General features: G+C 72.1%; 14 protein-coding genes. All 14 read left to right on the forward strand.

All coding sequences use genetic code 11. The annotated features are described in order from the left end of the window. Positions 1 to 105 precede the first annotated feature (105 nt). The 14 genes from OVA15_RS12230 to lysS all read left to right on the forward strand — a co-directional run bounded on the left by OVA15_RS12230 (position 106) and on the right by lysS (position 12,759). Entirely contained in the window at positions 106 to 828 is a 723-nt protein-coding gene (locus tag OVA15_RS12230; protein WP_268145726.1) for an ATP-binding protein, read from the forward strand. A 120-nt stretch (positions 829 to 948) separates the two neighbouring features. Continuing rightward, positions 949 to 1,500, forward strand: a complete 552-nt coding sequence (hpt, locus tag OVA15_RS12235) for a hypoxanthine phosphoribosyltransferase (protein ID WP_268145264.1) — start codon at positions 949 to 951, stop codon at positions 1,498 to 1,500. A 142-nt stretch (positions 1,501 to 1,642) separates the two neighbouring features. Further along, the gene (gene ftsH, locus OVA15_RS12240; RefSeq protein WP_268145266.1) at positions 1,643 to 3,829 is read left to right on the forward strand and encodes an ATP-dependent zinc metalloprotease FtsH; all 2,187 of its coding nucleotides are present in this window, start codon (positions 1,643 to 1,645) and stop codon (positions 3,827 to 3,829) included. A 3-nt stretch (positions 3,830 to 3,832) separates the two neighbouring features. Beyond that, positions 3,833 to 4,447 carry a GTP cyclohydrolase I FolE gene (gene folE / locus OVA15_RS12245; RefSeq protein WP_061710971.1) on the forward strand — a complete coding sequence of 205 codons (615 nt, stop codon included), beginning with the start codon at positions 3,833 to 3,835 and terminating at the stop codon, positions 4,445 to 4,447. 110 nt (positions 4,448 to 4,557) lie between these two features. After that, positions 4,558 to 5,370: a dihydropteroate synthase gene (gene folP, locus OVA15_RS12250; RefSeq protein ID WP_268145269.1), complete on the forward strand. Its 813-nt coding sequence runs from the start codon at positions 4,558 to 4,560 to the stop codon at positions 5,368 to 5,370. Beyond that, positions 5,367 to 5,735 carry a dihydroneopterin aldolase gene (gene folB / locus OVA15_RS12255; RefSeq protein ID WP_006213600.1) on the forward strand — a complete coding sequence of 123 codons (369 nt, stop codon included), beginning with the start codon at positions 5,367 to 5,369 and terminating at the stop codon, positions 5,733 to 5,735. Before folP ends, folB begins: the two co-directional genes overlap by 4 nt. After that, a complete protein-coding gene (folK, locus tag OVA15_RS12260; RefSeq protein ID WP_006213599.1) occupies positions 5,735 to 6,262 on the forward strand; it encodes a 2-amino-4-hydroxy-6-hydroxymethyldihydropteridine diphosphokinase in 528 nt (175 codons plus the stop codon). Before folB ends, folK begins: the two co-directional genes overlap by 1 nt. A gap of 37 nt (positions 6,263 to 6,299) precedes the next feature. Next, positions 6,300 to 6,536 carry a DUF3180 family protein gene (locus tag OVA15_RS12265; RefSeq protein ID WP_268145272.1) on the forward strand — a complete coding sequence of 79 codons (237 nt, stop codon included), beginning with the start codon at positions 6,300 to 6,302 and terminating at the stop codon, positions 6,534 to 6,536. Positions 6,537 to 6,561: 25 nt separating this feature from the next. Next, positions 6,562 to 6,825 carry a DUF3180 domain-containing protein gene (locus OVA15_RS12270; protein ID WP_268145274.1) on the forward strand — a complete coding sequence of 88 codons (264 nt, stop codon included), beginning with the start codon at positions 6,562 to 6,564 and terminating at the stop codon, positions 6,823 to 6,825. Positions 6,826 to 6,938: 113 nt separating this feature from the next. Then, positions 6,939 to 7,499: a PH domain-containing protein gene (locus OVA15_RS12275; protein ID WP_006213597.1), complete on the forward strand. Its 561-nt coding sequence runs from the start codon at positions 6,939 to 6,941 to the stop codon at positions 7,497 to 7,499. Between the two features lie 11 nt (positions 7,500 to 7,510). Further along, the gene (locus OVA15_RS12280; RefSeq protein WP_268145276.1) at positions 7,511 to 9,091 is read left to right on the forward strand and encodes a PH domain-containing protein; all 1,581 of its coding nucleotides are present in this window, start codon (positions 7,511 to 7,513) and stop codon (positions 9,089 to 9,091) included. Between the two features lie 153 nt (positions 9,092 to 9,244). Next, entirely contained in the window at positions 9,245 to 10,075 is an 831-nt protein-coding gene (locus tag OVA15_RS12285) for a Rossmann-like and DUF2520 domain-containing protein (RefSeq protein ID WP_442786736.1), read from the forward strand. After that, positions 9,978 to 11,132 carry a pantoate--beta-alanine ligase gene (panC, locus tag OVA15_RS12290; RefSeq protein WP_442786737.1) on the forward strand — a complete coding sequence of 385 codons (1,155 nt, stop codon included), beginning with the start codon at positions 9,978 to 9,980 and terminating at the stop codon, positions 11,130 to 11,132. The genes OVA15_RS12285 and panC overlap by 98 nt, the downstream gene beginning before the upstream one ends. Positions 11,133 to 11,307: 175 nt before the next feature. Continuing rightward, positions 11,308 to 12,759 (forward strand): lysine--tRNA ligase, encoded by a 1,452-nt coding sequence (gene lysS, locus OVA15_RS12295; protein WP_442786753.1) that lies wholly within the window; start codon positions 11,308 to 11,310, stop codon positions 12,757 to 12,759. Positions 12,760 to 12,761 lie beyond the last annotated feature (2 nt).

Raw genomic sequence — 12,761 nt, forward strand, 5'->3', positions numbered from 1 at the left:
CGAGCTCGGGCTGGATCCCGTGGAGATCCGAGCGGTCGAGGTCCGCGAACGCGGCGAGGGCCCGAGGCCGCCGCGCGCGCGGCCCGCTACACGGCCCTGCACGAGATCGCCGCCGCCCACGGCGCCCGAGCGATCCTGCTGGGGCACACCCTCGACGACCAGGCCGAGTCGGTGCTGCTCGGGCTGGCCCGCGGCTCCGGGACGCGCTCGCTGTCCGGCATGCCGCGCGTGCGCGACGACGGCCCCGTCCCCGTGCTGCGCCCGCTGCTCGAGCTGCGCCGCCGACAGACCGAGGCGATCTGCGCGGCCGAGCAGCTCGAGCCCTGGCACGATCCCGCGAACGCCGACGAGACGATGCTGCGCGCCCGCGTCCGGGCCGCGGTGCTTCCCGAGCTCGAGCGCCAGCTGGGTCCCGGGGTGGCCGAGGCCCTGGCCCGCACCGCAGCCATCCTCGGTCCGGATGCCGAGCTGCTCGAGCAGCTGTCCCTGGAGGTGCTCGAGCGCGCCGTCGTCGTCCCGGACGAGCCGCCGCACAGAGGCTCAGAGGTCGGGCCGCAGCGCGACGGGGCGGCCGTCGTCGTCCTGTCCCTGGCGGTCCTGCAGTCCGAGCCGCAGCCGCTGGTGCGCCGCGCCCTGGCGCAGGCCTGCATGCGCGCCGGAGGGGAGCGGCCCACGCACGAGCGGCTCACCGCCCTGCACGAGCTCGCCTCGGGGCACGGGGAGGCCGGACCCGTGCAGATGGCGGGTAGGGTGGCCGCGTACAGGCGCCGACCCAGCTGCGGCGGCGGCCGAGCAGGGACGCTCGAGCTGGTCCTCCTGCCGCGCTGAGCGGCATGCAGCCGCAGGCTTCCGCGTCTCCCGCACCGGCCCCGACCGCACGACGGCCCGGCCACAGGCCTGCCGCTGCGTTCCTCGACGACAGCGGCACGGAGGCGGACAAGGAGAGCCGTGAAGCCCGAGCATGCGCAGGGGGACCTCACCGAGGTCCTGCACACCAAGGAGGAGATCGATCAGCGGGTGGCCGAGCTGGCCGCGCAGATCGATGCCGACTACGGAGACAGCGACGTCCTGCTCGTGGGCGTCCTCAAGGGCGCCGTGATGATCATGGCCGATCTGTCCCGCGCCCTGGCCGGGCAGTACCCCATGGACTGGATGGCCGTGTCGTCCTACGGCTCCGGCACCAAGTCCTCGGGAGTGGTGCGGATCCTCAAGGACCTCGACACCGACCTCACCGACCGCCACGTCCTGATCGTCGAGGACGTCATCGACTCCGGGCTGACCCTGTCCTGGCTGCTTGCCAACCTCAAGTCCCGGGGCGCCGCCTCGGTCGAGATCTGCACCCTCCTGCGCAAGCCGGAGGCCGCCAAGGTCGAGATCGACGTCCGCTACGTCGGGTGGCACATCCCGAACGAGTTCGTGGTCGGCTACGGCCTGGACTGGAACGAGAAGTACCGCAACCTGGAATGCATCGCGGTGCTCTCCCCGGACGTCTACTCCTGAGGGTGTCCGCCGAGGGGTGAACGCCCGGTCCGCCGCACGATGCCGAGCGGACCGGGCGATACCCTTGCACATCAGGCTCCGGCACGTCCGGCGGCCTCGCGACGCATCGCGGACGGGAAATGCGAAGAGAGGACCCACGGCCTTGGCCACTGAGAAGAAGAAGAAGAGCTTCCTGAGGGGACCCTTCATCTGGGTCCTGCTGGCTCTGCTCGTCCTGATCCCCGTCTTGTCCACACTGACCTCCGGCGGAGGCAGCCGGGTGGACACCAACGTGGGCCTGGAGCTGCTGCAGGACGACAAGGCCACCGAGGCCAAGATCTACGACGGCGATCAGAAGGTCGAGCTGACGCTGGCGGAGGACTACTCCGCGGACGGACGCGACTACGGGCGCAACGTCGAGTTCTTCTACGTCGAGCCGCGCGGCGAGCAGGTCGTGCAGGCCATCGACGACGCCGGGCTCGAGGGCTACACCGATCAGCCGGTGCAGACCAACTGGTTCCTGTCCCTGCTGCAGTTCCTGCTGCCGTTCCTGATCATCCTGGCGATCTTCTGGTTCGTGTTCGCCCGCATGCAGGGCGGCGGCTCCCAGGTCATGAAGTTCGGCCGCTCCAAGGCCAAGAAGTTCGATATGGACAACCCGCAGGTCACGTTCAAGGACGTGGCCGGCGCGGACGAGGCCGTGCAGGAGCTCGACGAGATCAAGCAGTTCCTGGTCGACCGCGATCGCTACACCGCCCTGGGCGCCAAGGTCCCCAAGGGCGTGCTGCTCTACGGCCCTCCCGGAACCGGCAAGACCCTGCTGGCCAAGGCCGTGGCGGGGGAGGCCAGCGTCCCGTTCTTCTCGATCTCCGGCTCGGACTTCGTGGAGATGTTCGTGGGCGTGGGCGCCTCGCGAGTCCGCGACCTGTTCCAGACCGCCAAGGAGTCGGCGCCGGCGATCATCTTCGTGGACGAGATCGACGCCGTCGGCCGCCAGCGCGGGGCCGGCATGGGCGGCGGCAACGACGAGCGCGAGCAGACCCTGAACCAGCTGCTCGTGGAGATGGACGGCTTCGAGGCCGGGACCAACGTCATCCTGATCGCCGCGACCAACCGCCCGGACGTACTGGACCCCGCCCTGCTGCGCCCGGGCCGCTTCGACCGCCAGATCGGCGTGGACGCCCCGGACATGAAGGGCCGCGAGCAGATCCTGCGCGTGCACGCGCAGGACAAGCCGCTGCACGAGTCGGTCGACCTGCGCTCGGTGGCCAAGCGGACGCCGGGCTTCACCGGCGCCGAGCTCGCCAACGTCATGAACGAGGCCGCGCTGCTCACCGCGCGCTCGCACGCCCAGCTGATCGACGACCGCGCCGTGGACGAGGCGATCGACCGCGTGATCGCCGGACCGCAGAAGCACTCGCGGCTCATGAAGGAGCACGAGCGCAAGGTCACCGCCTACCACGAGGGCGGCCACGCCCTGGTGGCGGCGGCGCTGCGCAACACCGATCCGGTCACCAAGATCACGATCCTGCCGCGCGGCCGGGCCCTGGGCTACACCATGGTCATGCCGGCGGACGACAAGTACTCGACCACCCGCCACGAGCTGCTCGATCAGATGGCCTATGCCATGGGCGGGCGCGCCGCGGAGGAGGTCGTGTTCAAGGACCCGTCCTCGGGCGCGGCCAACGACATCCAGAAGGCCACCGACACGGCCCGCAAGATGGTCACGCAGTACGGCATGAGCTCGCGCGTGGGCTCCATGAAGCTCGGCGGCGACGACAGCCAGCCGTTCATGGGCCGCGGCGGCTCGGAGGTGCGCGGCTACTCGGAGGCCACGGCGGCGATCGTCGACGCCGAGGTCCGCGCGCTGCTGGAGAACGCGCAGAACGAGGCCCATCAGATCCTGGTGGCCAACCGCGAGATCCTGGACCGCCTGGCCCTGGAGCTGCTCGAGCGCGAGACCCTCCTCGAGGCGGACATCGCCGAGATCTTCGCCGATCTGGTCCGCCAGCCCGAGCGGCAGCAGTGGATCTCCGCCGAGGGCCGCCCGCAGTCGGACCTGCCCCCGGTGACCACCTCCCGCGAGAAGGAGGAGCTGGCCGAGGCATCCCCCGAGGAGCGCGAGCGCTTCGAGGCCATGCCCGGCGAGGGCGAGGACCCCGAGCAGCGTCAGGCCAGGCGCCGCCACGACGACGAGCCGGACGCCGAGCACCCCGATCGCGACGGGCGCGACGACCGCTCCGAGTCCGGCGACGGGCAGGCGCCCTCCGGGCGCTCCGGCTCCACCGCGGCGGGCTCGGACGACGCCCCCTGGGACCAGGACGCCCCCGATGACAGGGAGCGTGGCTGAGCGATGCAGCAGCAGGACCACCACGAGGTCGGCGGCGGCCCCGGCGATCTCGCCCCGGTCGATCAGCCGCGCATCCGGGACGCGGTCCGGGAGATCCTGTCCGCGATCGGGGAGGACCCCGATCGCGAGGGCCTGAGAGAGACCCCGGACCGGGTGGCCCGCGCCTATGCCGAGATGTTCTCCGGGCTCGCCCAGGATCCGTCGGAGGTGCTCAGCGCCTCGTTCGACATCGGGCACTCCGAGCTGGTGCTGGTCAAGGACATCTCGTTCTACTCGACCTGCGAGCACCACCTCGTGCCCTTCCACGGCAGCGCGCACGTGGGCTACATCCCAGGGCCCTCGGGCCGGGTCACGGGCCTGTCCAAGATCGCCCGGCTCGTGGAGGTCTACGCCCGCCGCCCGCAGGTCCAGGAGCGGCTGACCACCCAGATCGCCGACGCCCTCATGGACGAGCTCAGCGCCGCCGGGGCGATCGTGGTCGTGCAGTGCGAGCACCTGTGCATGTCCATGCGCGGGGTGCGCAAGCCCGGCGCGTCCACCGTGACCTCCGCGGTGCGCGGCCAGCTGCGCGAGCCCGCTACCCGCTCCGAGGCCATGAGCCTGATCCTGGGAGGCTGAGACGACCATGCAGCCCACCCCTCCGGAGGCCGTCGCCCCGCAGCCCGCTGCCGTCCGCGGCGAGCTGGGCTGGGGGACTGGGCGGGCTGCCCTCCGGTCGCACGCTCGTCATGGGCATCCTCAACGTCACGCCGGACTCCTTCTCCGACGGCGGCCGGCACGACTCCCACCGGGCCGCGATCGCCCACGGGCACGAGCTCGCCTCCCAGGGCGCGGATCTGATCGACGTCGGCGGCGAGTCCACCCGCCCCGGTTCGCAGCGCGTGGATCCGGAGGAGGAGCGCCGGCGCATCCTGCCGGTGATCCGCGAGCTGTCGGATGCCGGAATCGTGCTGTCCGTGGACACCTTCAACCCGTCGACCGCAGAGGCCGCCCTGGACGCCGGGGCGCACTGCGTCAACGACGTCTCCGGCGTGGCCGTGCGCGACGGCATGGTCCCGCTGGTCGCCGAGCGGCAGGCACCCTACATCTGCATGCACTCCCGCGGCACCCCCGGAACCATGGACTCGCTGGCGGTCTACGACGACCTCGTGGGCGATGTGCTGCGCGAGATCCATGAGGTCGCCCAGCGCTTCCTCGATGCCGGGCTGGATCCCTCCAAGCTCGTGCTGGATCCGGGGCTCGGCTTCGCCAAGGGAGGGCGGCAGGACTGGCAGCTGCTGGAGGCCCTGCCGCGGTTCGTGGCCACCGGCTATCCGATCCTGGTGGCGGCCTCGCGCAAGCGCTTCATCGGCCATCTGCTCGGCAACGGCACCGAGCCGCGTCCAGTGGATCAGCGAGATATCGCCACGGCGGCCATCTCGGCGCTGTCGGCCGATCGCGGGGCGTGGGCGGTGCGCGTGCACGACGTCGCCTCGAGCGTCGACGCCCTCGCCGTGGCCGGGGCCTGGAACCGCCCCGTCGGCAAGGAGGGGATCGCATGAGCGCAGATCGGATCGCGCTGAGCGGACTCACCGCGGTGGGCCATCACGGGGTGTTCGACCACGAGCGCCGCGACGGCCAGGAGTTCTCGGTCGACCTGGTGCTGCACCTGGACCTGCGTCCTGCGGGCAGCTCGGACGAGCTGACCCGCACGGTGCACTACGGAGAGGTCGCCGAGGCCGTCCACGAGGAGATCGTCGGCCCGCCGGTGGATCTCATCGAGGCTCTGGCCGAGCGGATCGCGGCCCGGCTGCTGCGGGAGCAGGCCCTTCTGGAGGCTGTCGAGGTCACCGTGCACAAGCCGCACGCCCCGATCGAGGTGGCCTTCCGGGACGTGGCCGTGACGGTGCTGAGGGGGCGGTCCTGATGCCGCGGGCGCTGATCGGCATGGGCTCCAACCTCGGGGACCGCGGGCAGCTGCTGCGCTCGGCGGTCGAGCAGCTGCGCGCCGCCCCCGGGGTGAGCGTGGAGGCGGTCTCCCCGATCGCGATCACCGATCCGGTGGGCGGGCCGCCCGGCCAGCCGCAGTTCCTCAACGGCGTGGTGCGGCTGAGCACCGAGCTCTCGCCCAGGGAACTGCTCGCACTGTGCCAGCGCATCGAGGCGGATCACGACCGCGTGCGCCTGGAGCGGTGGGGTCCGCGCACCCTGGATCTGGACATCATCGACTTCGACGGCGCGGTGATGGATGATCCCGAGCTGACCATCCCGCACCCGCGGGCCCACGAGAGGGCCTTCGTGCTCTTCCCCTGGGCGCTGCTCGAGCCCCAGGCCGAGCTCGCCGGGAGCAGGATCGCCGAGCTGGCGGCGCAGGCCTCGGATGCCCGGGGCGTACGGGCGCAGACCTTCCGGCTGGAGGACGCCCCCGGCGAGGACGAGACCGCGGACGACTGAGCCGGCGGCGGACAGGATCGAGGACGGAGGCAGGAACATGGTGAAGGGGCTGACGGTGCGGCTGCTCGCGGTGCTCGCGGCGGTCGCCTTCATGGGCGGCTGGATCGCCCAGCTGGTCTCCGAGAGCCTGCACGGGCCCCTGCTGGCCCTGCCGGTGGCCTCCGGGATCGCGCTGCTGGTCTTCGCCGCGATCCTGCTGGTCGCCGGACTGCGCGTGCGCAGGCTGCGCGACGGCGACCGCGAGATCCGCATGGACCGCACCGGGGCACCGTGATCGCCGCCCTGGCGCAGGCCAGGCCGTGCTTGGCGCCCTGTGCCTGGGCTGGCACGCCATGCTCGCCGTGGACCAGGCCGCGCTGATCTCCCTGCGCACGGATCAGGGGCCGTCGTGGCGCTGCCTGTTCCAGGCGGGCGTGGGGGTCGCGTTGGCCGTCGTCGGGTGGATCGTCGAGCGCTTCTGCCGCATCCCGCCGGAGGACCCGGACGCGGAGGCCGACGGCGCCGCCGAGCGCGGTCGGGGCCGCACGGCCGAGGAGGGCGGGCTCGCCCGCTGGCGCGACTGAGCCTCGCGCCTCCGGAGGGCAGGGATCCCTCGCACGGAGGATGTGCGTGCGCTGGCAGGCCCCTTACTGTGGGGTGCTGATCCGTCATCTTCTCGATCAGGAGCATCTCGATCATGACCCATGAGCCCGACGGCGCTCCGAGGCTGCGCGCTGATGATCCTGCCACCCTGCCGGCCCCCGGCCCCCAGGACGGACAGTGGAAGGGGCTGGACCCCAGGTACATCCGAGTGCGCGTGATCTCGGAGGTGATCGGCTATCTGATCTTCGCGGCGGCGGTGGGCTGGCCGCTCGTGCTCAAGCTCGTGGGCGTGTGGGGCGAGGCCTCGTGGTGGGCCGTGCTGCCGTGGCCCCTCGGGGTCGCGGTGCTGTGCCTCGTGCAGGTCCTGCTGACCCCGCGGCGCGTGCGCTCCTACGGCTACCGCGAGGACGCGGATGACTTCATGGTCCGCAAGGGCCTTCTGGTCCGCACGCTGGTCGTGGTGCCCTACGGCCGCATGCAGTACGTGGACGTCAGCAGCGGACCGATCCTGCGGATGTTCGGGCTGTCGTCGATCACCCTGCACACCGCCTCGGCGGAGACCGACGCCGAGCTGCCGGGGATCACCGCCGAAGAGGCCAGGCGGCTGCGCGAGAGGCTCACCGAGCGCGGGGAAGCCCGCCTGATCGAGCTGTGAGGGGCGAGCAGATGTCCGATCGCAGCCCTGCGCAGCATTCGGAGGCACAGCCGACGGGCGCCTCCCCGGCGGTGGAGGCGCATCAGCCGGACTCGGCCGAGGACTGGCACCGCCTCCACCCGCTCTCGCCGCTGATCCGCGGCTGGATCGTGGTGCTCGCGGTCCTGGGAGTGCTGCTGTCCAACATCATGGACGGCTTCTTCCGCGGCGACGGCCCCGGTCTCACCGACTCCGCCGAGGGCCTGCCGGGCTGGGCCTCGATGCTCGAGGGCACCGTCCTGTGGCTCGTGCTGCTGCTGGTGGGCGTGGTGGTCGTCGTGGGCCTGCTGGTGGTCGTGGCCCTGTTCTCGCTGGTCGCCTGGTGGTTCACCACGTATCAGATCACCGACACCCACGTGCGCCTGCGCCAGGGCGTCCTGGCCCGCCAGGAGCGCCAGACCCGCCTGGATCGCCTCCAGGCCCTCGACATCCGGCGGCCCCTGGGCGCGCGGATCTTCGGCCTGGCCGAGCTGAGCTTCGAGGTCGCCGATGCCGGCGAGTCGGCCGTCGTGCTGCGCTACCTGACCCATGCCCACGCACGACGGCTGCGCTCCCAGCTGCTCTCCCGCAGCCGTCCGCAGCCGGAGGCCCCTGCGGGGGCCGGCGATGCCGAGGCGGCGCTGCCCTGGGCGCGAGCCGCTGTCCCGGCCGCGGCTCAGGACGACAGCGCAGAGCAGCTGCTGCTGCGCGTTCCCGTGAGCCGCGTCTTGCTGTCCTGGGCCCTGAGCCCGTCCATGGTGATGCTCGTGGTCGTCGGGGCGGCGGCGCTCGCGGCGCTGATCTTCTTCCCCGAGTTCATGGGCGCGGCCTTCGCGGGCTGGATCCCGGTCGTCGTGGGACTGGTGGTCTCGCTTTTCCAGCGCCTCGAGAAGACCTGGGGCTTCAGCGCCTACCGCACCGACAGCGGTCTGCGGCTGCGCTACGGGCTGCTCAGCACGGTCTCCCAGACCGTGCCCACGGGCCGGATCCAGGCGCTGAAGGTGAACCGCCCCATGCTGTGGCGGCGCCCGGGCTGGAGTCGCGTGGCGATCAACGTGGCTGGCTACGGCGATCCCGCCGAGGAGATGAACGGCTCGGGGCGCACCACGCTGATCCCGGTGGCGACCGACGAGCACCTGGCGATCATGCTCGCCGAGGCGCTGGGCGCCGACGAGTCGCGCGAGGCCTTCGAGACGGCGCGCTACGGCCTCACGGCCGATCTCGTGGAGGATCCCGAGTCCCGGTTCACGATCTCGCCGCGCCGAGCGGCGCGCATCTCCTGGGTCGTGCGCCGTCGTCGGGGCTTCGCGGTGACGCGGCGTGAGGTCGTCACGATCGACGGCAGGCTCTCCCGCAACGCCTGCCTGGTCCCGCACGGGAAGATCCAGTCGATGGAGATCTCGCGAGGGCCGCTGGCGCGCTGGCTGGATCTCTCGGACGTCAGCCTGCATTCGATCCAGGGACCGGTCAGCCCCATGATCATGGCCATGGACCGGGAGGTCGCCGAGCGCTTCGTGTCCGAGCAGTCGCTGCGAGCGCATGAGAAGCACACCCTCGTGGGCGCCAGGGGCTGAGCGTGCGCGCGAGCGCACCGCCCGTCATAGGGTGGTGGCGCTGCGCCGGAACGTCGCAGCAGCACCGTCGCAGGAGTCGTCGGGACCGCCGCAGCGGGCGTCGGCCCAGAGACCCGCAGACCGGCTAGACCCGAGACCACACAGGAGAAGACCGTGAGCGAAGCCGCCAACCGCCCCGGGCGCCTGGGAGTCGGCGTGATCGGCGCCGGGCGAGTGGGGGCGGTGCTGGGAGCCGCGCTGCGTGCCGCCGGGCACGGGGTGGTGGGGGTCGCCGCCGTCTCGGAGGCCTCCCGGGAGCGTGCCGAGCTGCTGCTGCCCGAGGTCCCGATCCTCACCCCGCAGCAGATCGTGGAGCGCGCGGAGCTCGTGCTGCTGGCCGTTCCCGACGATCAGCTGGCCGACCTGGTGAGCGGACTGGCCGCGACCGGGCACTGGCAGGCCGGGCAGCTCGTGGCACACACCGCCGGCCGCTGGGGCGTGGAGGTCCTGGAGCCGGCGCGGCAGGCCGGAGCCATCGGGCTGGCGATCCACCCGTCCATGACGTTCACCGGGCTGAGTCTGGACCTGCCGCGGCTCAGCGGCTGCGCGTTCGGTGTCACCGCCCCGGCGGCGGTGCTGCCGATCGCGCAGGCGCTGGTCATGGAGATGGGCGGCGAGCCCGTGGTCATCGCCGAGGCCGACCGGCCGATCTACCACGCGGCCCTGGCCCACGGCGCCAACCACCTCACCACGATCACCGGCCAGGCCCTGCAGCTGCTGGGCGAGCTGGGACTCGAGCAGCCGGAGCGCGTGCTCGGACCCCTGGCGCGGGCCACCCTGGACAATGCGCTGTCGGCAGGGGAGTCGGCGCTGACCGGCCCGGTGGCCCGTGGCGACGCCGGCAATCGTGGCCGAGCACCGCCAGACCCTGGCCGAGCACGCCCTGGGCACCGGTCAGCAGGACATCGACCGGGCCTACCGGGCGCTCGCGGCCCTGACGGCTGACCGAGCCCGGGACCGCGGCATGCTCACCGAGGCCCAGCACGCGCAGGTCCTCGAGGCGCTGGGCCGGAGCCGGAGCGAGGGATCCGGCAGCGCCCACGCGGCCGTCGGGCAGGGCGCCGCCGCTCTCGGCGGCTTCCCGGCGGCCGATGCCTCGGCGCCGCGCGGTTCCGCGGAATCGTCGGACCCCGTCGTGGTGCGCGAGCCGGAGAAGCTGCGCGCCGCCGTGCGGCGGGAGGTCGCCCGGCGGGGAGCGCAGCTGTCCATCGGCTTCGTGCCGACCATGGGTGCGCTGCACGAGGGGCACGCGCACCTGGTGCGCCGGGCCCGCGAGGAGAACGACCTGGTGATCGTCTCCATCTTCGTGAACCCGCTGCAGTTCGGACCGAACGAGGACTTCGAGCGCTACCCGTCGGACCTGGAGGCAGACCTGGAGCTGCTCGGGGGGCTGGGCGTCGATCTGGTCTTCGCTCCCGGCCTCCAGGACATGTACCCGGGCGGGGACCCGCTGGTGACCGTGAGCTCGGGGCGGCTCGGGACGGTGCTGGACGGAGCCTCGCGCCCCGGCCACTTCGACGGCGTGGTCACCGTCGTCAACAAGCTGCTGAGCCTGGTCTCAGGACGCACGGAGCAGCCGCTGCGGGCGTACTTCGGGCAGAAGGACGCCCAGCAGCTGCTGATCGTGCAGCGCATGGTCCGCGACACGAACCTGGACGTCGAGATCCGGCCGGTCCCGATCGTGCGGGCCCCGGACGGGCTCGCGCTGTCGTCGCGCAACGCGTACCTGGACGACGACGAGCGTCGGGCCGGGCTCGTGCTCTCCCGCACGCTGGGGGAGCTCGCCCTCGGGGAGATCGACCTGCCGGAGGCCCGCCGTCGGATCGACGAGGAGCCGATCGGCACCGGGCGCACGGTGGAGCTCGACTACCTCGTGGTCGTGGAGCCTGAGACCCTGAGCGAGATCCCGCCGCGCCCCGGAGCCCTGGCCCTGGTGGCGGCGCGGGTGGGGACCACGCGGCTGATCGACAACCGGGAGATCGAGGCGGCGCCGCGTCTGTGAGGCGGCTCTCACCGCTGTGCGGAGCCCGGTGCCGATGCGACGGCGCCCGGGCCGATGGCTATCCTGGGGGACTGTGACCACTGATCAGACGCGCGAGAACGCAGCCAGCCCCGCACCCGAGTCCTCGTCCGCCGCGGTCGAGGCCGCCCGCAGCGACGAGCAGCGGCAGTTCCGCATGGACAAGCGCGCCGCGCTGCTCGAGACGGGTCGCCAGGCCTACCCGGTCGAGGTCCCCCGGACCCACACGCTGCCCCAGGTCCGCGACGGCTGGGAGCATCTGGAGACCGGCGAGGAGACCGAGGACATCGTCTCCGTGACCGGGCGCGTGGTGTTCGTGCGCAACACCGGCAAGCTGTGCTTCGCGGCCCTGCAGGACGGCGACGGCGTCCAGCTGCAGCTCATGCTCTCCAAGGCGGTCGTGGGCGAGGAGTCGCTGGCCGAGTGGAAGTCCCTGGTGGACCTGGGCGACTTCGTGGCCGCCACCGGCACCGTGATCCGCTCCCGCCGCGGCGAGCTCTCCGTCATGGTGACCTCCTGGCAGATGGCCTCCAAGGCCCTGCGGCCGTTGCCCAATCTCTACGAGGGGTCCGAGCTCAGCGAGGAGACCCGCGTCCGGCAGCGCTACCTGGACCTGCTCGTGCGCCAGGAGGCGCGCGACGTGGTCCACAAGCGGGCCGCGATCATCTCCGCGGTGCGCCGCACGCTCGAGGACGAGGGCTACATCGAGATCGAGACCCCCGTGCTGCAGCTCGTGCACGGCGGCGCCACGGCCCGTCCGTTCGCCACGCACCTCAACGCGTTCGATCAGGACATGACCCTGCGCATCGCCACGGAGCTCTACCTCAAGCGCGCCGTCGTGGGCGGGGTGGAGCGGGTCTTCGAGATCGGGCGGGTGTTCCGCAACGAGGGCGTGGACTCTACGCACTCCCCGGAGTTCACCACCCTGGAGGTCTACGAGGCCTGGGGCGATCAGTTCTCGCAGGCCGAGCTCATGCAGCGCATGATCGTGGCCGCCGCCGACGCCCTGGGGATCGACGGTCCGCTGCCCACCGCCAAGGGCGAGATCGACCTGCGCGGCGAGTGGCCGTGGCTGAGCGTCTACCCGGGGCTCTCGGAGGCCGTGGGACAGGAGATCACGCCCGAGACCCCCGCCGAGGCGCTGCGGACGATCGCCGCCGAGCACGACGTCTCGGTGGATCCCGCCTGGGGTGCCGAGAAGCTCGTGATCGAGCTCTTCGGAGAGATCGTGGAGCCCACGCTGATCCAGCCCACGTTCGTGTGCGACTACCCGCCGGCGGCCCAGCCGCTGGCCCGGCCGCACCGCGACAAGCCGGACGTCATCGAGGCCTGGGACCTGATCATCGGCGGCATGGAGCGCGGCACCGCGTTCTCCGAGCTGATCGACCCGGTGGTGCAGCGCGAGCGGCTCACCGAGCAGTCCCGCCTGGCCGCGGCCGGCGACGACGAGGCCATGCAGCTCGATGAGGACTTCCTGCGCGCCCTCGAGCACGGCGCCCCGCCCATGGGCGGAATGGGGCTGGGCCTGGACCGTCTGATCATGCTCTTCACGGATCTGGGCATCCGCGACACGATCCTGTTCCCTTTGATGAAGCCCGAGAAGGACTGATC

The organism is Kocuria sp. SL71, from assembly GCF_026672465.1.
GTDB classification, from domain to species: Bacteria; Actinomycetota; Actinomycetes; order Actinomycetales; family Micrococcaceae; genus Kocuria; species Kocuria palustris.

Excerpts from the sequence above, each read along its gene's own strand:
- folP (WP_268145269.1), top strand. The coding sequence starts at position 4,558 with ATGGGCATCCTCAACGTCACGCCGGACTCCTTCTCCGACGGCGGCCGG.
- folE (WP_061710971.1), top strand. The coding sequence starts at position 3,833 with ATGCAGCAGCAGGACCACCACGAGGTCGGCGGCGGCCCCGGCGATCTC.
- OVA15_RS12265 (WP_268145272.1), top strand. The coding sequence starts at position 6,300 with ATGGTGAAGGGGCTGACGGTGCGGCTGCTCGCGGTGCTCGCGGCGGTC.
- OVA15_RS12275 (WP_006213597.1), top strand. The coding sequence starts at position 6,939 with ATGACCCATGAGCCCGACGGCGCTCCGAGGCTGCGCGCTGATGATCCT.
- folK (WP_006213599.1), top strand. The coding sequence starts at position 5,735 with ATGCCGCGGGCGCTGATCGGCATGGGCTCCAACCTCGGGGACCGCGGG.
- folB (WP_006213600.1), top strand. The coding sequence starts at position 5,367 with ATGAGCGCAGATCGGATCGCGCTGAGCGGACTCACCGCGGTGGGCCAT.
- OVA15_RS12280 (WP_268145276.1), top strand. The coding sequence starts at position 7,511 with ATGTCCGATCGCAGCCCTGCGCAGCATTCGGAGGCACAGCCGACGGGC.
- lysS (WP_442786753.1), top strand. The coding sequence starts at position 11,308 with ATGGACAAGCGCGCCGCGCTGCTCGAGACGGGTCGCCAGGCCTACCCG.